The sequence below is a fragment of the Allomesorhizobium camelthorni genome (assembly GCF_011045125.1).
Classification (GTDB): domain Bacteria; phylum Pseudomonadota; class Alphaproteobacteria; order Rhizobiales; family Rhizobiaceae; genus Allomesorhizobium; species Allomesorhizobium camelthorni.
The window spans coordinates 30064-51712 of the sequence record NZ_JAAKZF010000041.1 but is presented as its reverse complement, the minus strand read 5'-3'; the positions used below and the strand labels follow the sequence as shown (position 1 = coordinate 51712).

General features: G+C 64.0%; 22 protein-coding genes and 1 pseudogene. 9 read left to right on the top strand and 14 right to left on the bottom strand.

What is annotated here, in order from left to right; genetic code table 11:
* Window positions 1-358: 358 nt before the first annotated feature.
* From G6N73_RS23085 to G6N73_RS23070, 4 genes and pseudogenes are all read left to right on the top strand, one after another.
* Window positions 359-484 (top strand): annotated as a pseudogene (locus G6N73_RS23085) (dihydrofolate reductase family protein); the annotation flags it as partial.
* Between the two features lie 17 nt (window positions 485-501).
* On the top strand, window positions 502-1134 hold the full coding sequence (locus tag G6N73_RS23080) for an MBL fold metallo-hydrolase (protein WP_165031909.1): 633 nt from the start codon (window positions 502-504) through the stop codon (window positions 1132-1134).
* A 98-nt stretch (window positions 1135-1232) separates the two neighbouring features.
* Entirely contained in the window at window positions 1233-1766 is a 534-nt protein-coding gene (locus G6N73_RS23075) for a dihydrofolate reductase family protein (protein ID WP_165031907.1), read from the top strand.
* A gap of 911 nt (window positions 1767-2677) precedes the next feature.
* Window positions 2678-4906, top strand: a complete 2229-nt coding sequence (locus G6N73_RS23070) for an AMP-binding protein (protein ID WP_165031917.1) — start codon at window positions 2678-2680, stop codon at window positions 4904-4906.
* A 19-nt stretch (window positions 4907-4925) separates the two neighbouring features.
* On the opposite strand, the gene pssA is transcribed toward G6N73_RS23070, so the two are convergent.
* The 5 genes from pssA to G6N73_RS23045 form a co-directional block, all read right to left on the bottom strand.
* Window positions 4926-5738, bottom strand: coding sequence for a CDP-diacylglycerol--serine O-phosphatidyltransferase (gene pssA, locus G6N73_RS23065; protein ID WP_165031904.1), 813 nt, complete (start codon window positions 5736-5738; stop codon window positions 4926-4928).
* Between the two features lie 3 nt (window positions 5739-5741).
* Complete coding sequence (locus G6N73_RS23060) at window positions 5742-6488, bottom strand: phosphatidylserine decarboxylase (protein ID WP_343044711.1); 747 nt, start codon at window positions 6486-6488, stop codon at window positions 5742-5744.
* 42 nt (window positions 6489-6530) lie between these two features.
* Complete coding sequence (locus G6N73_RS23055; RefSeq protein ID WP_165031900.1) at window positions 6531-8405, bottom strand: ABC transporter transmembrane domain-containing protein; 1875 nt, start codon at window positions 8403-8405, stop codon at window positions 6531-6533.
* A 63-nt stretch (window positions 8406-8468) separates the two neighbouring features.
* Complete coding sequence (locus tag G6N73_RS23050; protein ID WP_165031898.1) at window positions 8469-8807, bottom strand: ArsR/SmtB family transcription factor; 339 nt, start codon at window positions 8805-8807, stop codon at window positions 8469-8471.
* Between the two features lie 50 nt (window positions 8808-8857).
* Window positions 8858-10774 carry a LysM peptidoglycan-binding domain-containing protein gene (locus G6N73_RS23045; RefSeq protein WP_165031896.1) on the bottom strand — a complete coding sequence of 639 codons (1917 nt, stop codon included), beginning with the start codon at window positions 10772-10774 and terminating at the stop codon, window positions 8858-8860.
* A 113-nt stretch (window positions 10775-10887) separates the two neighbouring features.
* Between G6N73_RS23045 and G6N73_RS23040 the strand changes: the two genes are divergently transcribed.
* Together G6N73_RS23040 and G6N73_RS23035 are read left to right on the top strand one after the other, a co-directional pair.
* Window positions 10888-11499, top strand: a complete 612-nt coding sequence (locus G6N73_RS23040) for an LOG family protein (RefSeq protein WP_165031894.1) — start codon at window positions 10888-10890, stop codon at window positions 11497-11499.
* A gap of 79 nt (window positions 11500-11578) precedes the next feature.
* On the top strand, window positions 11579-11935 hold the full coding sequence (locus G6N73_RS23035) for a DUF1428 domain-containing protein (protein ID WP_165031892.1): 357 nt from the start codon (window positions 11579-11581) through the stop codon (window positions 11933-11935).
* Here the strand turns inward: G6N73_RS23035 and rarD are convergent.
* The 8 genes from rarD to cysS all read right to left on the bottom strand — a co-directional run bounded on the left by rarD (window position 11932) and on the right by cysS (window position 19266).
* Window positions 11932-12840, bottom strand: a complete 909-nt coding sequence (gene rarD / locus G6N73_RS23030; RefSeq protein ID WP_165031915.1) for an EamA family transporter RarD — start codon at window positions 12838-12840, stop codon at window positions 11932-11934. The genes G6N73_RS23035 and rarD overlap by 4 nt on opposite strands.
* Window positions 12841-12920: 80 nt before the next feature.
* Window positions 12921-14537, bottom strand: a complete 1617-nt coding sequence (cimA, locus tag G6N73_RS23025; RefSeq protein WP_165031890.1) for a citramalate synthase — start codon at window positions 14535-14537, stop codon at window positions 12921-12923.
* 205 nt (window positions 14538-14742) lie between these two features.
* Entirely contained in the window at window positions 14743-15705 is a 963-nt protein-coding gene (gene pip, locus G6N73_RS23020) for a prolyl aminopeptidase (protein WP_165031888.1), read from the bottom strand.
* Window position 15706: 1 nt separating this feature from the next.
* Window positions 15707-16180, bottom strand: a complete 474-nt coding sequence (locus G6N73_RS23015; protein ID WP_165031886.1) for a GFA family protein — start codon at window positions 16178-16180, stop codon at window positions 15707-15709.
* Window positions 16177-16668: a GFA family protein gene (locus tag G6N73_RS23010; RefSeq protein ID WP_165031913.1), complete on the bottom strand. Its 492-nt coding sequence runs from the start codon at window positions 16666-16668 to the stop codon at window positions 16177-16179. Before G6N73_RS23010 ends, G6N73_RS23015 begins: the two co-directional genes overlap by 4 nt.
* A gap of 96 nt (window positions 16669-16764) precedes the next feature.
* Window positions 16765-17148 (bottom strand): VOC family protein, encoded by a 384-nt coding sequence (locus tag G6N73_RS23005; RefSeq protein ID WP_165031884.1) that lies wholly within the window; start codon window positions 17146-17148, stop codon window positions 16765-16767.
* On the bottom strand, window positions 17145-17546 hold the full coding sequence (locus G6N73_RS23000) for an endonuclease domain-containing protein (protein ID WP_165031882.1): 402 nt from the start codon (window positions 17544-17546) through the stop codon (window positions 17145-17147). Before G6N73_RS23000 ends, G6N73_RS23005 begins: the two co-directional genes overlap by 4 nt.
* Before the next feature lie 202 nt (window positions 17547-17748).
* Window positions 17749-19266 (bottom strand): cysteine--tRNA ligase, encoded by a 1518-nt coding sequence (gene cysS / locus G6N73_RS22995; protein ID WP_165031880.1) that lies wholly within the window; start codon window positions 19264-19266, stop codon window positions 17749-17751.
* A 393-nt stretch (window positions 19267-19659) separates the two neighbouring features.
* Between cysS and G6N73_RS22990 the strand changes: the two genes are divergently transcribed.
* Window positions 19660-19815, top strand: a complete 156-nt coding sequence (locus G6N73_RS22990; RefSeq protein WP_165031878.1) for a transcriptional regulator — start codon at window positions 19660-19662, stop codon at window positions 19813-19815.
* Here G6N73_RS22990 and G6N73_RS22985 read toward each other — a convergent pair.
* On the bottom strand, window positions 19812-20567 hold the full coding sequence (locus G6N73_RS22985; protein ID WP_165031876.1) for an SOS response-associated peptidase: 756 nt from the start codon (window positions 20565-20567) through the stop codon (window positions 19812-19814). The genes G6N73_RS22990 and G6N73_RS22985 overlap by 4 nt on opposite strands.
* Before the next feature lie 114 nt (window positions 20568-20681).
* Here G6N73_RS22985 and G6N73_RS22980 point away from each other — a divergent pair, with 114 nt between their 5' ends.
* Both G6N73_RS22980 and G6N73_RS22975 read left to right on the top strand, forming a co-directional pair.
* Window positions 20682-21107 (top strand): NUDIX hydrolase, encoded by a 426-nt coding sequence (locus tag G6N73_RS22980; RefSeq protein ID WP_165031874.1) that lies wholly within the window; start codon window positions 20682-20684, stop codon window positions 21105-21107.
* Between the two features lie 48 nt (window positions 21108-21155).
* Complete coding sequence (locus G6N73_RS22975; RefSeq protein ID WP_165031872.1) at window positions 21156-21533, top strand: TIGR02301 family protein; 378 nt, start codon at window positions 21156-21158, stop codon at window positions 21531-21533.
* Window positions 21534-21649 lie beyond the last annotated feature (116 nt).

Genomic DNA, 21649 nt, shown 5'->3' with positions numbered 1-21649 from the left:
TAAAGAAGACTGAATCAGCACTTCAAGGCTGCTTCAACCCGGACTTTTTCAACACAATCGACCCACCCCTGCCGTTCGTGCTTGGATTAAGGAACGGCAGGGTCGAGCCTAAAATGCGACATCCGCCAGCCCTGCAATGAATGGCCGCTTCGCGCCACAATCTCGGCCGTCTGGCGTCTGTCGCCCGGTCTAAGAAGCCGCCGTCCGTTCACGTCGCGGTGGGGTGTGTCGGGAGGCCGGGGGTCGTTCATGCGCACTTCAAAAACCGATTGCAAGATAAGATCAGTTGATATAGCTTACAACCGGTTGCATAATGCAATCATCATCGCGGATGCGCCGCGTGAGGAAAGGAAGTGGCATGGCCGAGCTCGTGTTCGGAATGAACCAGTCCCTGGACGGCTACGTCGACCATATGGCGTTTGAGCCAAGCCCCACGCCCTTTCGCCACTTCATCGGGGACATGCGCGGCTTGGCCGGCAGCGTGCAAAAATGTTGACGGAGATGAAAAAGACGAACGCCTGCGCCTCAATCACCATCACGCCAATCCTCGTTGCCGACCTGCTCGCCGAGGGCGAGCGGATGCCAGTCTACGTGCACGTCATCGACCATCCCGATGCGCGCATACTGGTCGACACCGGCATGACGGAGCTGCACCCGGCGGTGGCCGACCTCGATCCCCGCCTCCATCCACTGAGCAAGCAGGACTTCGACCTCGCCGGCATCGACATCGTCGTCAACACACACATGCACGCCGACCATTGCGGCGGCAACCACCTCTTCGCCGGCAAGCCGATCTACGTCCAGCGTCGGGAGCTCGACGACGCCCACAGCGAGGACGACTACACCATTCGCGAGTGGGTCGATGCGCCCGGCGTGCGGTATGTGCCAGTCGACGGCGAACTCGAGCTGCTTCCCGGGCTCCGGCTCGTCCCGGCGCCGGGCCACACAGCCGGCATGCAGGTCGTGGTCGTCGAGACTGGCGGGCGCCCGGTCGTCGTTGGCGGCGACGTGGCGGTTTGGTTTGGCGAGCTTGACGAGCCGCACACCGAAGGCCAGCTGCGGGTGCGCGCGCTCGACCCTGAACTGGTCTGGCTCGCGCACGAGCACAAGCCGTGGCGACCCCGCACCGTATAAGGCATCGCGCCGGCGCTCCGGGCGGCCGGGACAAGCACATCTGAAATCCATATTGCATTGCGCCTCGATCGCGCGGCGCTTGGGAGGAGAATGAACGTATGGCCAAGCTCGTGTTCGGAATGAACCAGTCCCTCGACGGTTACGTCGACCACATGACGTTGCCGGGCCCTAGCCCGACGCTCTTCCGCCACTTCATCGAGGAGGCCGAGGGACAGGCGGGCAGTATCTATGGCCGCAAGATGTATGAACTCATGCGCTATTGGGACGATGACCATACCGACTGGGAGCCGGAGGGAGCGGCCTTCGCGGCCGCGTGGCGCAAGCAGCCCAAATGGGTCGTCTCGCGGACGTTGAAGGAGGTCGGCCCTAACGCAACGCTCGTCAAGGGCGATCTCGAGAGGGCGATCCGCGAGCTGAAGGCCGAGCGCGCCGGGGAGATCGAAGTTGCTGGCCCGAATTTGGCGCAAAGCCTCACTGAACTTGGCCTGATCGATGAGTATCGAATCTACCTGCACCCCGTCGTGCTTGGTCACGGCAAACCATATTTCGCTGGACCCCAGCCGCCTCTCCGCCTTGTGACTAATGATCGGATTGGCGAGGATGTGATCAGGTTGACCTACGTTCCTGCTTGATTTCGCGACTCGCCGGATGGAAATCGCCGCTGAATTCCGGTCTCGGGTTGGGCCCAAAGCGACGGGAACGGCCCGCTTTGGTGGCGAACCCCGACGAGATGGCGCGTGCATAAAGGGCAGCTATCCCACCAACCCTCCGGAACCTGCCGGTCGGCAGACGGTCGAAATGCTGTCATCCCGGAGCATGCCTCCGACCGGCCGCTTTGTCCGCCTTACGGTCGTTCCGCGTGCCAGCCTTGGGTGACTGCTCACCACCAACCCAGAGCCGACACTGCCAAAACTTCCCCTAGTATGTCTGGTCATTGCAGCGCGCCGCCAGCCCAAAGTGAACAAATCTCGTCCCCGTTCCTGCCCAACCGAAGAAATATCCTTTGCAGATCAAAGGGATGTAAGATTCTTGAAGAATCTTCGCACCCTTGTTTATCCACATCCCCTGCCGCCTCCCGCATACTCCATCCCGGCAGCTTGCTGGTGGGAACGGGTGTGCACGACCGGCATCCAGGCAAGTGTGGCGCCGGAGATGACTCCCGCATGGTCGCGCGGGGCGCTCCGGCCCCGGGTCGCGCTTGTGCGCCCGCGCTCCGTCCCAGAATACCGGGACAGGGCGATGGGCCGGGAGCGGCAAGGGGAGAAAACGCCGGCGGCGCATGGCAGCGCGTCAACTCATTAAATTGATTAGGCGTGGTTGCCATGCGCCGCTTCCCACAATGGCCAGACGCGAGAGCGGGCGTGGCAACGGAGAAGTGCGGGCGGAAAAAGTAATAAACTGTCCCTTGCGGCAAACCGGAAAGGAATGCGTTAACGCCCCCAACACCCGCATACACCGCATTGACGTTCCGCCAGCTTCGTCTAGTTTTCTCAGTCGCGGTGTCCGGCGGCGGCGAGACAATGCGTTGGGAGGTTGTGGCATGATCCTGGTCAGCCTTGCTCTGCTCGCACTTGCGCTTGCCTATGCGGCTTTCGCCCTGCTGCAGAAGCTGCGCCTTGGCCTCACCGTGCATCAGGCGCTGCTCTACGCACCGCTGAAGCTCGCCTATCGCATCGAGGACCAGGCGATGCGCGAGGCCCACAAGGCGCCCCGGCCGGTTATCTATGTGGTGACGCACCAGTCGCGCCTCGACCCGGCGCTGATGCTGGCGCTCCTGCCCGAAAACACGCTGCACATCCTCGACGAATGGTCGGCGAAATCGCCCTGGCTGGAGCCGTGGCGGGAGCTTTCCCGCACCATCGCCTTCAATGCCGAGCATGTTTTCGTCAGCCGCCGGCTCGTGCGCGTCTTGAAGGGCAATGGCAGGCTCGCGGTCTATATCCCCGACAATATCGAGCCGGACGTCAAATCGTTCCGCCTCTACCGCGCGGTGGCGCGCATCGCCATGCAGGCCGACGCCCGGATTGTGCCTGTCTTCGTCGCCGGCGCGCGGCATCTGCCGTTCTCGCTGACGCCAGCCGAAAAAGCGCCGCGCCGGCTGTTTCCGCGCCTCTCTATCACCACGCTGCCGCCGATGACCATCGCCGAACTGACGGTCCGGTCGGGCGCGCAGTCGGCGTCCGCTTCGACCGCGCTTTTCGACCGCGTGGCGGAGGCCCGCTTCGCCGCCGCCGATCTCGACCGCACGCTGTTCCTGGCGATCCGCGACGCCGCCGACCGTTACGGATTGGCCCATCCGATCGTCGAGGACGTGGTCAGCGGCTCGATGAGCTACAAGCGCCTGTTCATTGGCGCGCGTGTGCTCGGCCGCCGCCTTTCCGCTTCCACCGCGCCCGGCGAAGCCGTTGGAATCCTTCTGCCCAACGCCAACGGCGTGGTGCTGTCGCTGCTCGCTTTGACGTCTGCAGGCCGCGTCGCCGCGATGATCAACTATACGGCCGGCCCGGCCAGCGTCACCACGGCGGTGCGCACGGCGCTCATCCGGACCATCGTGTCTTCTCGCGCCTTCATCGACAAGGCCGGGCTTGCCGATATCGTCCAGGCCGCCGAGGCGGGCGGCGCGACATTCGTCTGGCTGGAGGAGTTGCGCGACAGCGCGACGCCGCTTGAGAAACTCACCGCCGCCTTGCAATGGCGGCCGCCGCTCGCCCCGCAGGAGAATTCCGGCAAACCGGCGGTGATCCTGTTTACCTCCGGCTCCGAGGGGGCGCCGAAAGCCGTCGTGCTGTCGCACCGCAATCTGCTCGCCAACGCCGCGCAGGTAGAGGCGCGGATCTCGATTTCGCCGCAGGACAAGCTTCTGAACGTGCTGCCGGTCTTCCACTCGTTCGGGCTGACCGGCGGGACGATCCTGCCGCTCGTCAGCGGCGTAAAACTGTTCCTCTATCCCTCGCCGCTGCACTACAAGCTCATTCCGGAAGTCGCGGCAAAGGCTCGGCCAACCTTCATGTTCGGCACCGACACCTTCCTGTCGGCCTATGCCAGGACCGCCGGCGACGGTGATTTCTCGAGCCTGCGCTTCGCCGTCTCCGGCGCCGAAAGCGTCAGAAGCGAGACCCGCCGCATATGGCGCGAGCGCTTCGGCGCGGAGATCCTTGAGGGCTTCGGGCTGACCGAGGCAGCGCCCGTCGTTGCCGTCAATTCGGCCACGCACAGCCGCGAGGGCACGGTCGGCCGGCTGCTGCCCGGCATGCGCATGCGGCTGGAGCCGGTGAAAGGCGTCGCGGAGGGCGGCCGGCTGTTGCTCAGCGGCCCCAACATCATGCTCGGCTACATGACCGCCGACCGGCCCGGCGAATTGCAGCCGCTGGCAGGCGACTGGCACGACACCGGCGACATCGTCTCCGTCGACCGCGACGGCTACATCACCATTCGCGGCCGCGCCAAGCGCTTCGCCAAGATTGCCGGCGAGATGGTCTCGCTGGGCGCGGTCGAAATGCTGGTGCAGTCGCTGTGGCCGGAGGAGCGGCATGCGGTCGTCTCCGTGCCCGACAAGCGCCGCGGCGAGCGCATCGTGCTGGTCACAACGGCGGGAGACGCCGATCCCAACGCGCTACGTCAATACGGCAAGAAGGCGGGTGCTGCCGAACTGATGGTGCCGCAGGACATCGTCAAGGTCGAGGAAATCCCGGTGCTCGGATCTGGCAAGACCGACTATGCGTCGGCGCGGCATCTGGCGCTCGAGCGGCTGGGGCTCAGCGCCGCGGCATAAGCATGGCCAAAAGGAACGATCACTCCGCCGAAGGCTTGGCGGCCTTCGCCTCTTCGAGCTTCGCCCGCCGCGAATAAGCGCGCGCGCTGAGCGGCAGGAACAGCAGATAGGCGATCACCGAAACCGCCAGCGTCTCCCAGGTATAGGTCGACAACAACAACACGAAGAACACCACGGCCAATATCCCCGGCAGCACCTTGTCGCCGGGAATCCTGAATTTCTTGCCGGAGTAGATCGGCAGCCGGCTGACCAGCAGGATGGCGATGAGGACGGTGAATCCGGAACTGATGAAAGCAACCATGCGACCGGGCTCGATGGCGCCGATGAAGACCAGATAGATTGGAAGAAGCACGACCACCGCCCCCGCAGGAGCCGGCACGCCGACGAAATATTCGGCCTGCCAGGCCGGGCGGCTCAAATCCTCGTCGAGCACATTGAACCGGGCGAGCCTCAGGCCGCAGGCGATGGCGAACAGCAATGCCGCGATCCAGCCCGGCGAGCCGGCCTGATCGAGCAGATAGGCGTAGAGAACCAGCGCTGGGGCCACGCCGAAATTGACGATGTCGGCCAGCGAATCCATCTGCGCGCCGAACTTCGATGTCGCCTTGAGCATCCGCGCGACGCGGCCGTCTATGCCGTCGAGGAAAGCGGCGATCAGCACCATCGCAACCGCCGTCTCGAAGCGGTGCTCGAAGGCCAGCCTGATCCCGGAGAGGCCGGCGCAGATCGCCAGCACTGTGATCAGGTTGGGCAACACCATGCGCAGCGGGATTTCGCGGATGCGCGGGCCGCCCCGGCCATGCGGCTCGAATGGCTGGAAGGGAGCGGCCACCGCTCAGGAAACCCGCACAAGCGGCGTGGCCGCGCCGCCGCCGAACTCAGCGACCACCGTTTCGCCAGCAATTGCGGTCTGCCCGACCGCCACGCGCGGCGTCGCATCGAGCGGCAGGAACACGTCGACGCGCGACCCGAAGCGGATCAGGCCGATGCGCTCGCCGACCGCGACATTGCCGTTCGCCTCGGCGAAGCAGACGATGCGCCGTGCGACCAGCCCGGCGATCTGCACGGCGGCGACGGTGCCGTTGGGGCTTTCGATGACGAGGCCGTTGCGCTCGTTCTCGCTGCTCGCCTTGTCCAGCTCGGCGTTGAGGAACTTGCCCGGCCGATGCTCGATGCGGGTGATGCGGCCACGCACCGGCGAGCGGTTCACATGGCAGGAGAAGACATTCATGAACACGGAAATCCGCGTCATCTCGCCCGTTCCGAGGCCAAGTTCGCGCGGCGGAACCGCCGGGCCTACGGCCGAAACCACGCCGTCGGCGGGGCTGATAACCAACCGGTCGTCGACCGGCGTGACGCGTTCGGGATCCCGGAAGAAGTAGGCGCACCAGCCGGTCAGGATGAGGCCGATCCAGAACAGGCTTGTCGAGAACAGGCCAAGGATCAGCGCTGCGCCCGCGAAAGCGCCGATGAAAGGATAGCCTTCGCGGTGTATCGGCACGAAAACGTTCTTGACGGTGTCGACGAGGCTCATCGCGCGCGGGCGGCTCCGGTTGAATGCGGTCTGCTTAGCCGAAAGCACCGCCCGCCGCAACGCGGCAATCCGGAACCGCTTGTCCGGCGCTCAGAGCTCGGCTGTGCGGCGGCGAACCACCACACCGAACTCGTCGGCTTCCCTGGCGATGCGCAGGCGCTCCTCGGCCTCGGTGGCTTCGCGCTGGCGATCCCACATGGAGGCGTAGAGACCCCTTTGGCGCAGCAAGTCGGCGTGAGTGCCGCGCTCAGCGATCTGCCCGTCCTTGAGCACGATGATCTCGTCCGCGGAAATCACCGTGGACAGGCGGTGGGCGATGACGATGGTCGTGCGCCCGCGGCTGACCATGTCGAGCGCGGCCTGGATCTCCTGCTCGGTATGGGTGTCGAGCGCCGAGGTCGCCTCGTCGAGCATCAGGATCGGCGGCGCCTTGAGGATGGTGCGGGCGATCGCCACACGCTGCTTCTCGCCGCCCGACAGCTTCAGCCCGCGCTCGCCAACCATGGATGCGTAGCCGCCCGGCAGGCTCTCGATAAACCCGCCGATCTGCGCGAGTTCTGCGGCCTTCTGCACCTCTTCGTCGGTCGCGTCGGTTCGGCCGTATCGGACATTGTAGGCGATGGTGTCGTTGAACAGCACCGTATCCTGCGGCACCATGCCGATGGCGGCGCGCAGGCTTTCCTGGGTCACATCGCGAATGTCCTGCCCGTCGATCAGGATCGCACCGCTCTGAATATCGTAGAAGCGGAACAGGAGCCGCGAGACCGTCGACTTGCCCGCCCCGGACGGCCCGACGATGGCGATTGTCTTGCCCGCAGGAACTTCGAAGCTGACACCCTTCAGGATCTGCCGGTTGGCATCGTAGGAGAAATGCACGTCGCGAAACTCGACCTTGCCTTCGCTGACGACAAGCGGCTTTGCTCCCGGCCGGTCGACCACCTCCTGCTTCACGTCCAGAAGGTCGAACATCTGCTCTATGTCAGTCAGGCCCTGGCGGATTTCGCGGTAGATGAAGCCGATGAAGTTGAGCGGCACCGAAAGCTGCATCAGCATGGCGTTGATGAAGACGAAATCGCCGATCGTTTGCGTTCCGGCCATGACTTCGAGGGCGGAAAGGCACATGACAATGACCATGCCGCCGCCGAAGATCACGCCCTGCCCGAAGTTCAGCCAGCCAAGCGAGGTCCAGGTTTTGGTCGCGGCAGTCTCGTAGCGCGCCATGGAGCGGTCGAAGCGCTGCGCTTCCATGTGCTCATTGTTGAAATATTTCACCGTTTCGAAATTGAGCAGCGAGTCGATCGCCTTGGTGTTGGCGTCGGTATCGCTATCGTTCATCTCGCGGCGGATGGCGATGCGCCAGTCGCTCGCCCAGACGGTGAACCAGGTATAGGCCGCCACCGTGACGGCCACGACCAGCACATAGAGCCAGCCATAAGCGAGCGCGAAGATGACCGCCGTCAGCGCGAATTCCAGCACCGTCGGCACGGTGTTGAGGATGGTGAAGCGGACGATGGTCTCGATGCCCTTCGTGCCGCGCTCGATGATCCGCGACAGGCCGCCGGTGCGCCGCTCCAGGTGAAAGCGCAGCGACAGATCGTGCATGTGCACGAAGGTGCGGTAGGCAAGCTGGCGGACGGCGTGCTGGCCGACGCGCGCAAACAGCGCATCGCGCAGCTGGTTCAACCCGACCTGCACGACACGCACGACATTGTAGGCGATGACCAGCGCCACCGGACCGAGCATGAAGTCGGGCAGAGGCGGCGGCGCCTTGGCGTCGCCCGCCAGCGCGTCGGTCGCCCACTTGAAGAAATACGGCACCGCCACGAGCACTAGCTTTGCCACGAACAGGAAAACCGTCGCCCACACCACCCGCGCCTTCAAATCGGGGCGGTCGGTCGGCCACATATAGGGCCACAGGTTGAGCAGGGTGCTGAAGGTCGAGCCTGCGGAAACGGTTTTTGCCACTAAGTCATTGCCTTTGATTTGTCAGCGGGCATGGTCCTGCCGGAAAGTCCGCGACTTTCGGGATTATGCAGGCCGGCTGGAACAGCAGGTGTCGACGAGGCCGGCTACGGAGGCGGAGATGCCAGCCAAAGCCTCGCGGTCGATCTCGTAAAGCGAGCGCTGACGTTCCGCCGAAAACCGCACCAGCCCTGCCTCGACCAGCACCTTCAGATGCTGCGATACGGTCGATTGCGCCAGATCCAGTTGCTGGACGACGTCCTTGCAGCAGCAGGCGCGGTTGCCGGAAAGATGCTTCAGGATTTCAATTCTGGCCGGGTGCGACAGGGCCGCGAGTTTCGCCGCCAGCGCCTTGGCGGACGCGGAACCGCATTCGTTGAAATCGGAGGAAGGAGAAACGTCCATCGTCTATCGACGATAGACGATGGAGCTTTGAACGGCAAGGACCGGAGGTATTATTGGGTAGTGGTCGTGACCGCCTGCTCGCCAACGGCCTTCATGTCGGCTTCTTCGCCTTCGCTGGTCTTTTCCGGAACCTTGAACACCTGACCCGGCCAGATGAGGTCGGGATCGCTGATCTGTTCCTGATTGGCCAGATAAATCGTCGAGTAGCGCACGCCCAACCCATAGACGCGGCGCGAAATCCGCCACAGCGAGTCGCCGCGGCGGATAATGACGGCGCCGGGCGCACTTTCGAGTTTCGGCGCGAGTGGCATCCCTTCGGGCGCGGCCGCGACTTCGGAATTCGTCGCTGGTTTCGCCGTCTCAACCTCTGCGGAAGTAGTCGGCGTCGATTCGGAAGCAGGCGCCGTCGTGCCTCCGGCCGAAGCGGCAGCCGATTCGCCGGGCTGTTCCGTAGGCTGAGTTGACGGTGCATCCGCCTCTGCAGTTGCGGTCGGAGGAGTGGCGGGCTGTGGAGCCTCGGTGCCTGAAGCGGGTGGAGAAGCATCGGCCGTGGCCGGAGGAGTGATTGGCGGCGTTGCGTCTGGAGCGGCCGGCGTATCGGCGGACAGGGATGGCTCGCCGGATGCCGGCGCCTCGGTGGAGGCTTGTGCTTCGGCAGACGGTTTTGCGTCGGGTTCAGCCGACGGCTTGGCCGGCGTCGGAGCGGCGGACTGCGGCGCTGCCGCAGTCGGTGCGGCAGCGGCTGGTCGATCCGCGCCGGTTGCGGGCGGCTCGGCTTGCGGGGCCGACGGAGCAACCGCAGCAAGATTTTCGCCCTCCTCGCGCTCGAAGGGCACGGCCGCGCGCGCGGCGACTTTCACGCCGTCCGGCTCCAGCGCGTCGGCGCGAATGATGTAGTCTCCGACCGGCAGGTCGCGCTCGGTCTCGATCAGGAAGCGGCCGCTCGGCGAGGCATCGGCGTCGCCCAGCAATATGTCGTTCGCATAGACGCGGACCTTGCGGCCCGGATCCGCCACGCCGGCGACGAACACCTTGCGGCCCTCGATCTCGACAGCCTCGACCGTGACCTGCGGCTCGCCGGAAGGCGCGCTCGGCGCGAGTTGGACCGGTTCCTGGTCGGGTTTCGCCGCCGCAGCTTGTTCCGCCGGCTTGCCGGACGCCGCATCGGCCGGCGCCGGTTCGGGCGCTTGCGCTGTAGCCGGCTGCTCGGCCGGCGGCGCTTCCTCAGCGGGCGCTTCCGCCTCGGCCGAAGCGGACGCCTCTGGTTCGCCGCTCGTGGGCTTTTCCTCTGGAGCCGCCGGAGCCGCCCCGGCCGAGGCTGGCGCTTCCGGCGCAGCGGCATCGCCCTTCAACGACGGCGCCGGCTGCGGCTCGGGAACGGTAATCAACTTGCTCGGTTCTCCCGGTTTCTCCACCAGCGCAAGCACCTGTCCGTCCGGCTTCTCGGGAATGGATACGACGGCGGTTTCCAGCGATGTGGCGACAACGTTGTCGGGGGCGGTCGAGCGAAGCACGATCTGGTGTCCGCCGGGTTTCAGCGGCTCGTCGATAACAACGGCGAAGTCGCCGTCAGGCCCGGCTACCGCATTGCCGATGACACGTGCGCCGGTGACGATCTCGACCGTTGCATCCGCTACAGCCTTACCGGCGATGACGATCGAACCATCGCCCTCGACGCGAACCACGTCGAAGGAAGGCGGCAGGACTTCCTGCGCGGGCGTTCCCGCAGCAGGAGCTTCGCCGGCGGGAACATTTGCGCCCGGAGGCTGAGGCAGCCTCGCCATCTTGGGGTTGGCCTGGGATGCTCCGGGAGCCGGCGTTTCGGATGCCTCGGGAGCCGGAGCGGAGGCCATTTTTGCATCGGGGTCTAGGTAAGGATCGAACACGCCCGACACATAGGCCACCCCGCCCGCGGCGGCTGCGCCGCCCGCGAGAAACAGAAGAGCCTTTATCGGTGTCAACGCCATATTGCCTGCCCCTTAGCCGCCTAAGGCGGGTCTAGCCTGTTTTAGCCCAATCGACAAGAAAAAGCCCCTGTTGAGACTTGACCACAGTTGCGTAGGCAATCACCAATCTGAACATGAACACGATTCGATCCGTCTGCGTCTATTGCGGCTCATCGCCGGGCCGCAGCGACGTCTACATGAAGGCGGGACACACGCTCGGGCGCTCTATCGCCGAAGCCGGCCTGCGCCTCGTCTATGGTGGCGGCACCAAGGGTATAATGGGCGCCGTTGCCGATAGCGCGATGCGCGCCGGCGGCAAGGTGACGGGCATCATCCCGCGCTTCCTCGTCAACCGGGAAGCGACCGAACCCGCGCTCGGCAAGCTCGACGAGTTGGTCATCACCGAGGACATGCATCAGCGCAAGCACACGATGTTCGAGAAATCCGACGCCTTTGTGGCGCTGCCCGGCGGCATCGGCACGGTCGAGGAGATCGTCGAGATCATGACCTGGGCCCAGCTCGGCCATCACCGCAAGCCGATCGTGTTCGCCAATATCGAAGGCTTCTGGGATCCGATGATGACCCTTATCGACCACATGCGAGCCGAGGGCTTCGTCCACACGTCGCATCTCGTCAGGCCTTTGGTGATCAGCCGCGCCGAGGCGGTCGTCGCGGCGCTCCTGACCGAAGGCGCGTCGGTCGACGCACCGACCGAAGGCGTACAATCGGTCATAGAGAAGATGTAGGCTGTTCCTGCGGCCAGGGAACCCTGCCCCCGCTCCGGTCGTTGCGCGCTTTCCCAATCCGTAATGAAGGAACGTCCCAATGCCCTATGTCGATGGTTTCGTGCTGGCCGTGCAGACGGACAGGTTGGATGAATACAAGAAGATCGCTAAGACGGCCGGCGAGGTGTGGATGGACCACGGCGCACTGTCCTATGTCGAATGCATCGCCGACGACGTGCCCAATGGCGAACTCACCTCTTTCCCACGGGCTGTACAGCAGAAGGACGGCGAGTCGGTCGTATTCTCCTGGATCACCTATAAATCGCGCGAGCATCGCGATGCGGTCAACGAAAAGGCGATGGCCGATCCGCGGCTGGACCAGATGGACATGTCCAAGGCCCCCTTCGACGGCAAGCGCATGATCTATGGCGGTTTCCAGACGCTGCTGGAGTTTTAACTAGCCGTTTCCGTCCGGCGGAAGAACATCGACCAGGAATAGATCGCAAGAGCGGTCCAGATCATCGCGAACGCGATCGCACGGGTGCTGCTGAACGGTTCGTGGAAGATGAAGATCGCGATCACGAAAATCATCGTCGGCGCGATGTACTGCATGATGCCGATGGTCGACAGCCGAAGCAGCTTCGCGCCGTTCGCATAGAGAATGAGCGGCACCGCCGTGACCAGGCCGCAGCCAAGAAGAAGCCAGATGTCGGCGGCTCCGGTTCGCCCGAAATGGCCTGCGCCCGAGGCTCCCAGCCAGCCGATATAGCCGATGGCCGGTATGCTCAGGACGAGTATTTCGAGGAAGAAGCCCTGAGCAGGCCCGATCGGCAGCGTCTTCTTGAAGAACGCATAAAAACCCCAGCTGAGGGCCAGCGCAATCGACACCCAGGGCAGGCCGCCGGCTTCCCATGTCAGCAGCGCCACCGCCGCCACCGCGAGTGCGATGGCCGCGATCTGGGCGCGGCTCAGCTTCTCGCCAAGAAGCACCGCGCCGAGAAAGACGCTGAACAGCGGATTGATGTAATAGCCGAGTGCGGTTTCCAGCGCCCGGTCGGCGGCAATGGCCCAGACATAGACGCCCCAGTTCACCGTGATCAGCGCAGCGGTAAGCCCGCCCATGGCCAGGGTCCGCGGCGAACGCAGCGCCAGCTTGATATCGGCGGTACGGCCCATCCAGATCAACAGCGCTCCGGCAACCGGCACCGACCAGATGACCCGGTGAGCCACTACTTCGGCCGCCGGAATATGCGCCACAGCCTTCATGTAAAAGGGCAGGAAGCCCCAAAGAAGATAGGCCGACAGCCCGAACAAAAATCCGCGGGTCGCGCTGTCTCTGGCGGTCAGGGTCTCTGTCGTCATCGGGGTCATATGGGCCGCAGCGCGCCGGAGCACCATTTCAATTTTCTGATGCGCTGTGGCGTTTCGCTTATGGATCGCGCCTACTCCGCCGCGACCAGCCCCGCCATGTCGCGGTTCTTCATCAGCTTGAAGACAATAGAGTCCATCAATGCCTGGAAGGATGCGTCGATAATGTTGTCGGACACCCCGACCGTCCACCAGCGCCCGCCTGCGGCGTCGCGCGATTCGATCAGCACGCGGGTGACCGCCTCGGTGCCGCCGTTCAGGATGCGCACCTTGTAGTCGACCAGTTCGAGGTCGCCGATCTCGTGCTGGAACTTGCCGAGATCCTTGCGCAGCGCCAGGTCGAGAGCGTTGACCGGCCCGTGCCCCTCGGCCACCGACATCTTCTCCTCGCCGTCGACCAGCACCTTCACGATCGCTTCCGACACAGTCTTCAGCTGGCCGTTTGCGTCGAACCGCCGCTCGACCATGCAGCGGAACGATGTGACGCGGAAGAATTCCGGCACTGTGTGCAGCATTTTGCGCGCCAGAAGCTCGAAGCTGGCGTCCGCGCCCTCGTAGGCGTAGCCCTCCGCCTCACGCTCCTTGACCAGGCTGATCAGCGCGTCGAGCCGGTGGCCTTCCCGCGGCACTTCGATGCCGCGCCTTTTCAGCTCGGCGACGAAATTGGCCTTGCCGCCCTGGTCGGAGACCATGACCTTGCGCCGGTTGCCGACCGCCTCCGGCGGCACATGCTCGTAGGTGGCGGGGTCCTTGGCCAGCGCCGACGCATGAATGCCGGCCTTGGTGGCGAAGGCGGACATGCCGACATAGGGCGCCTGGGGTTCGGGCGCGCGGTTGAGCAATTCATCGAACGCCCGGGAAAGCCGCGATATTCCCGCGAGCGCCTCGACCGAGATGCCGGTCTCGAAGCGCTCGCAAAAAGCCGGCTTGAGGACCAGCGTTGGGATGATGGAAGTCAGATTGGCGTTGCCGCAGCGCTCGCCGATGCCGTTCAGCGTGCCCTGGACCTGGCGCACACCGGCTTGGACCGCGGCCAGCGAGTTTGCGACCGCCTGACCGGTGTCGTCATGCGCATGGATGCCGAGGTTTTCGCCCGGAATTCCCGTCGCGATCACCTTTGCGACGATGTCGCGCACTTCCGATGGCTGCGTGCCGCCATTGGTGTCGCACAGTACCACCCAGCGCGCGCCGGCGTCACATGCGGCCTTCGCGCAGGCCAGGGCATAGTCTGGATTGGCCTTGAAGCCGTCGAAGAAATGCTCGCAATCGACCAGCGCCTCCTTGCCCGCGGCGATGGCCGCTTCGACCGACGCCGTGATGGATTCCAGGTTCTCCTCGTTGGTGCAGCCCAGCGCCACGCGGACATGATAGTCCCAGCTCTTGGCGACGAAGCAGATCGCGTCGGATTTCGACTGGACCAGCGCGGCGAGACCGGGGTCGTTGGAAGCCGACACCCCTGCCCGCTTGGTCATGCCGAACGCGACGAACTTTGCCGATTGCGTCCGCTGTTCGCCGAAGAATGCGGTGTCGGTCGGGTTCGCACCTGGGTAACCGCCCTCGACATAGTCCACTCTGAACTCGTCGAGCAGTTTTGCGATCGCGATCTTGTCCTCGACGGAAAAATCCACGCCCGGCGTCTGCTGGCCGTCGCGCAGCGTGGTGTCGAACAGGTGGATGCGCTGCTTGGTCATTGCGCGGCTCATCGTCACCGACCCCCCTCTGCCCTGCCGGGCATCTCCCCCTCAAGGGGGGAGATTGGCTGTCGCAGCGATTTTCGCCAATCTTCAGCGTTGAAAGGAACCGCGAGGCATCCAAGCTGCCGATCTCCCCCCTTGAGCCGATCTCCCCCCTTGAGGGGGAGATGGCCGGCAGGCCAGAGGGGGGTCGTCAACGAGTTCACGTCACCTTCCCCGCGAACCTGTCCGTGGCCCGGATCAGTTGGTCGAGAATGCCCGGCTCGGTAAACGCGTGCCCTGCCCCCTCGATCAGATGAAACTCGGCTTCCGGCCAGGCTTTGTGCAGGGCCCACGCATATTTCGCGGGGCACGGCATGTCGTAACGGCCATGCACGATAACGCCCGGAATGTCCCTGAGCCTTCCGGCATCGCGGAGCAACTGCCCGTCCTCTAGCCAGCCGCCATTGACGAAATAGTGGTTCTCGATGCGGGCGAAGGCGACGGCGAAATCGTCCTCGCCGAACTTGCCGCTGGTCTCCGGCTCCGGCAGCAAGGTGATCACCTCGCCCTCGAAAATGCTCCAGGCGCGCGCCGCCTCGACCTGCGCCTGCCTGTCATCACCCACCAGCCGCTTGCGGTAGGCGGCCATCATATCGCCGCGCTCGGCCTCGGGAATGGGCGCAACGAAACGCTCCCATTTATCCGGGAACATTTCCGAGACGCCGAACTGATAGAACCATTCGAGTTCGGGACGGCTGACCATATAGATGCCGCGCACGACGAGTTCGCTGACCCGTTCGGGATGCGTCTCGGCATAGGCGAGCGCCAGCGTCGAACCCCACGAACCGCCGAATACCAGCCATTTGTCGAAGCCGGCCATCTCGCGCAGCCGCTCGATGTCGGCGACCAGATGCCAGGTCGTATTGGCCTCCAGCCCCGCATGTGGCGTCGATTTTCCGCAGCCGCGCTGGTCGAACAGGATCACGTCATAGAGTTTCGGATCGAAGACCCGCCTCTGCTTGGGCGAGGAGCCGCCACCCGGTCCGCCGTGCAGGAACACCGCCGGCTTGGCGCCGCGCGTCCCGATGCGCTCCCAATAGATCGTGTGGCCGTCGCCGACGTCGAGCATTCCGGTCTCGAAGGGCTCGATCTCGGGATAGAATGTGCGGCGTTCAGTCGTCATTTCATTGTCTCTCTTTCGACGGCCAGCTTTCGGTGTCGTGGTCGGGATGCTGATGGTTCTCAACAGAGGCCAGGAACGCATCGCTGGCCGCCTGCTCGTCCGGCGGACGACCGGGCAGCCGGTGTAGTTCATCATAGACGGCCAACTTGTCGGCCGGATTGAGCTGGACGGTGGGCGGCGCGAGGTTCGGATCGTCCAGCGCGCCGATCGCCACGTCGATGCCGCCTTCATATTCGTAGGTCAGCGGCGTGCCACAGGCCGCGCAGAAGCCGCGCCTGGCGACATTGGAGCTCGCGAAACGCTTCGGCTCGCCGCGCGTCCATTCCAGCCCTTTCGCCGTGACCAGCGGGCCGAACAGCCCGCCGAACGCCTTCTGACACATGCGGCAGTGGCAGATCGAGGCGCGGCCGAGGCCGGCAGCTCGAAAACGCACCGCTCCGCACTGGCAGCCGCCGGTGATATTTTCGGCGCTCATGCGCGGTCCTCCGGCGGCCAGGTTTCGGTGTCGTGGTCAGGATGCTGATAGGAGACGAGGTCGGCCAGGTAGGAACTTGCCTCCTCGTCGGTGATGGTCTCCGCGCCGGGCAGCGCGGGGATGCCGTCGGCGTAGGGCAACTTCGCCTCAATCCCCCACTGAATGCGCGGAGCGATCTCGGCCGGTTCATCGAACGCCCCGATGGCAAGCGCCATGCCCTCCGGCGCCTCAAAGGTCAGCTGCGTGCCGCAATCGGGACAGAAGCCGCGAAAGGCATAGTTCGAGGATTGGAAGCGCTTCGGCTGGCCGCGCGTCCATTCGAGCTTCGCGTCGCGCACGGAGACAAGCGCGGCGTAGAAATTGCCGGAGGCCTTCTGGCACATGCGGCAATGGCAGACCGAAGCGTCGCCGAGCGCGCCCTCGACGCGAAAGCGCACCGCGCCGCACTGGCAACCGCCGGTATAGAGCGGCTTGTTGTCGAGGCTCATCATGTCGCCGCTCCCTCTCCCAGCCGGCTGCGAATGCGATTCCGCCGGCGCGCGCATCCGCCTGAAATCGTTTTGTTTTCCGTCACGGCCGGCATGCTATTCGGGCGCATGGCAGACCGCCTCGATGTTGTTGCCGTCCGGGTCGAATACGAAGGCGCCGTAATAGTTCGCATGATAGTGCGGGCGCGGGCCCGGCGCGCCATTGTCCTTGCCGCCGGCTGCAAGCGCCGCGGCATGAAAGGCGTCGACCTCAGCCCTTGAGCGCGCCGTGAACGCATAGTGCCGGCCAGGCCCGGTATTTGCATTCTCATGCAGCCAGAACGTTGGCCGATCGCGGCCATAGCCGCCTACCTTGACGCCGCCGGTGAACTCGGCCGGCACCATATAGAGCAGCGACGCGCCAAGCGGCGCCATCGCCTTGTCGTAAAACGCCTTCGAGGCGTCGAAATTTGAGACGGATATGCCGGTATGATCGATCATGGATGTGCCTCCTGGATAAGCGGAACCGGCACCGGCTGCGCCACGCCGGCGACGATGACAATATGCTGGCAGACATTGTCGATATCGCGAAGGACATCGTCGTTCCAGAAGCGGAGGATGCTCCAGCCGAGGGACTTCAGCGTCTCGTCTCTGGCGGTATCACTCCGAGCGCCGGCTCCGCTCCCATGCTGGGATCCGTCGACTTCAACGATCAGCTTTTTTGAAGGACACGCGAAATCGACGATGTAGCCGGAAATCGGCATTTGCCTGCGAAACGGGAGACCCATCAGCCTGTGCGCGCGAAGCTCATTCCAGAGCTTCAGCTCGGCATCAGTTAGCGCCTTGCGCATCTTTCGCGCATTGCGGCGGTTCACCAGCGGGACCGGGCGGCGCGTCATCTTCAGCGACCCCCCTCTGTCCTGCCGGACATCTCCCCCTCAAGGGGGGAGATCGGCAGCTTCGATCGCTCCGCTGCTCCTGCAACGCCGCCGATTGGCGAAAGCAGCAGCAACAGCACATCTCCCCCCTTGAGGGGGAGATGTCCGGCAGGACAGAGGGGGGTCGTTGAAGGTATCCCATCACCGGCCAAAGCTGCTATCCTCACCGCTTCACCTCCCAAGTCGTCACCCGCTCGCCAGTGACGGGATCCTTGCCGTCCTTCAACTGGATGCCCTGCGCCAGAAGCTCGTCACGGATGCGGTCGGCCTCGGCCCAATTTTTTTCCCGGATGAGAGCGAGGCGCGCAGTTATAAGTGAGGCCACCCGTTGCGCGTCCACCTCTGACGAGCCCTGTAGCCATGCGGCAGGATCCATTGTCAGCAATCCCATGAAACGGGCGGAAGCCAGCGCAGCCGCAGCACTTTCCGGATCATAAAAATCCCAGCCGAGCTCGGATGCACCAGCTTCCAGAACGCCAGCCTCGTGCGACGTAAACGACGAGTACAGAACATCAAGCGCCTCGACGGTGTTGAGGTCATCACTCAGCGCCTCGATCATCTCGGGATGCGGTGAAGATGGCTCGACCGGCCAGGCTTCGGAGAGCATTCGATACCAGCGCGTGAGAAGTCTCTCGGCATTCTCCAGCTTCCGCACACTGAAATCGATCGGCTCGCGATAGTGCGTCATCAGCATTGCCAGGCGCAGCACCTCGCCAGGCCATTTGTGCCCGCCGAACTTCTCCGTTTCCAGCAACTCGTTGATCGTGACGAAATTCCCCTCGCTCTTGGACATTTTGCGGCCCTCGACCTGGAGGAAGCCGTTGTGCATCCAGTAGTTCACCATCACGTCGGTGCCGTGGGCGCAGCGCGATTGCGCGATCTCGTTCTCGTGGTGCGGAAAGATCAGGTCGAGACCGCCTCCGTGAATGTCGAAGACCTCGCCGAGATAGGCCTCCGACATGGCCGAGCATTCTATGTGCCAACCAGGCCGGCCGCGGATCGTCGCCGTACGGCCGCCAGGCAGCGTGAACGACGCGTCCCAGCCCGGCTCCTCGGCGGATGATTCCTTCCAGAGCACAAAATCCTGCGGGTTCTTCTTGTGAGCCTCGACGGCGACGCGCGCGCCGGCCTGCTGCTCGTCGAGATTGCGCTTCGAAAGCTGTCCGTAGTCGGCCATGGACGCCGTGTCGAACAGAATTTCGCCTTTAGCTTCATAGGCATGGCCGCGTTCGATCAGACGCTGAATCAACGTCACCATGTCGGTCTTGCCGTCCGGCCGGGGCAGCACGAACTCGGTGGCGCGCGGCTGGAAAGTCGGCTCCAGGCAGCCGAGCGCCGCTACATCCTGCTGATACTGGTTGTTCGTGGTCTCGGTGACCCTGCGGATCGCCTCGTTGAGCGGCAGGTCGGGGAAATCCCGCGCCGCGCGCGCGTTGATCTTGTCGTCCACGTCGGTGATGTTGCGGACATAGGTAACGTGATCCGGCCCGTAGAGGTGGCGCAGCAGCCGGAAAAGCACGTCGAAGACGATGGCCGGCCGGGCGTTGCCGATATGGGCGAAGTCATAGACCGTCGGGCCGCAGACATACATGCGGATATTCTCCGCATCGATGGGGACAAAGTCCTCCTTCGCGCGGGTCAGCGTGTTGTAGAGTTTCAGGCCCTTTTGTCCGTCCGCCATTCGAAATCCAGTCCGGTTTCACGAAGCCAATCGCTGCGCCAAGCCGCGATTGTGCTCCAGCCTGCTGGCCGGGGCGTTTGTCCTGTCTGTCGAGAGAAAAGGCGAAAACGTCCGGACCAGCGCGAGCGCTAGCCAATAATGCAAATGCCACAAATGGCGCGACACGTTTTCATGGGCAGCTTTATCGCGCCTGGCGGGTGTTGCCGTCAAGTCGCAACTTCGCAGCAAACATGTCGCCTTTCCGATGTCGGAACGAAAACCCAAAGGTTTTATTAAACATGTCTATACAGGAAACCGGGAGACCGGCCGAAACGCAGTCCGGCGTCACGATTTGGACCAAATAGGCCATCATCTGGACGGCCAAACGCAGAATTGACCTTAGGGAAGAGAACCATGTCAGCCTTCAAGAGCGATCAGGAACGCGCTCGCGCCCAATACGCCACCCTGACGCGCCACTATCGCGCGATCGGGCCTGCGGCCATTGTCGCCGCCCTTCTGGCGGCCAAGAAGCGCAAGCCGACGCCGCCCACACCCAGCAAGGCCGCTTAAAAAAGCGTCAGTTGATCGGCTGCCGGCGCTTTCTTCGCCGGCTCTCGCGGGGCTGTGACCGGCTCCACCCTGCGCTGAAGGTCAGGCCCGGTGTTGGCGACCTTGTTGACCAGATCCGATACCGGGATTGCCTCGAAGAAGTCGGCCTGCGCCGGACGCATCAGATCAATGACATCTCGCGGCTCCTGCGTGCGGCAGTCGAGCCAGCGCGAAAAATCCTCCGGCTGGATCACGACCGGCATGCGATCGTGAATGTGGGCGATATCGCCATTGGCGGCCGTGGTCAGAATTGCGCCGGTGTCGATCTCCGATCCGCCCGGCTCGGCATACATCTCCATCAGCGCCGCAAATGCGACAATGCCGCCATGCTTCGGGCGCACCCAATAGGGTTGCGGCCTCTCCTTGCCGTTGCGCCTCCACTCATAAAAGCCGGAGGCCGGAAGGAGCGCCCGGCGATGCCGCATCGCGTTGCGGAAGGCGGCCTTCTCGATGGCGGTTTCGGCGCGGGCGTTGATCAGCAGCGGAAAGGTCTTGGTGTCCTTGGCCCATGCCGGAATGAACCCCCAGCGCACCAGAAGCGAGCGACGGTCCGGCCTGTTGGCGCCCGGCTCCTGCCTTTCGCCGGCCAGCACCATAAGGATGGGCTGCGTCGGCGCGATATTGTAGCGCGGCGGAAACGCGACGACGTCGAGGAGCGCGAACATCGCCTCGATCTCCTCCGGCGTCGCTGTCAGCGCAAATCGTCCGCACATTCGTCATCGATCCCGTTGGCAGCAGCGGGCAATGTGGCCATGGAAAAGCCGCGCCGCAACCGCTATCCAATGTGCGTCCCAAGCTATCCTCAAAAATCAGCGGAGCCGGCGAAGATGACGGAGAAGCGAACGATCGCTGCGGTATCGGTGGCGCTGGTGCGCGGCGAAACGGTGCTGCTGGTCAAGCGCGCGCTGGAGCCGTCACGCGGGCTCTATGCCTTTCCGGGCGGGCGGGTCGAGGCCGGCGAAACCAGCGAGGAGGCTGCCCGGCGCGAACTTCTCGAGGAGACCGGGATGATCGCGGCCGCGCTGTCGCCGCTGCACGAATATCTGATCGACACACAGGTCGACGGCGAGGAGATCACCTACCGGCTCGAAGTGTTTACCGGAGAAGCGGCAAGTGGCGAACCGGCCTGCGCCAGCGACGCCGAGGAAGCCTGCTTTTACTCTCTGGTGGAAATGGAGAAGCTTCCGCTCACCGATTCCATTCTGGACATCTCCCGCGAACTCATTGGCCAGACGGCAATTCGCGGGGATTAGCTGTCCTCCCGGTCTTGCGGCAGACAATTTGTTTCGCCACAAAGGCTTATGGGCCGAGCCTCACTGTTCTTCGTCGCATTTGTCGCCTTCAGCGCGGCGGCTTTTCCGCCGCCGGCGCGTGCGGCGGAAGCCCCGTTCGAGTCCAGCCTGGTGCGGCTCGCCGAAATTCTCGGCTCGCTGCATTTCCTGCGCAATCTCTGCGGTGAACCCGGTGAACAGTGGCGCGGCGAAATGGAGAAGCTGCTGCAGGCCGAAAACCCCGATCCGGCGCGGCGCGCCAAGTTCGTCGCCAGCTTCAATCGCGGCTATCGCTCCTTCGCCGGCACCTACACAAGCTGCACGGCGTCGGCTACCGCGGCGATCAGCCGCTACATGAAAGAGGGCGAAGCGCTTACGCGCGAGGTGGCGGCGCGCTACGGAAATTAAGCGCCGGTTAACTTTTCCGGCAATGCCGGGCGTACAGGCGCGGTTTCGTGTGCTAGGACTCTTAACGGGACATTAAGGGAATAGATCAAGTTGGTCCGAAATCGCCGGATCCGAAC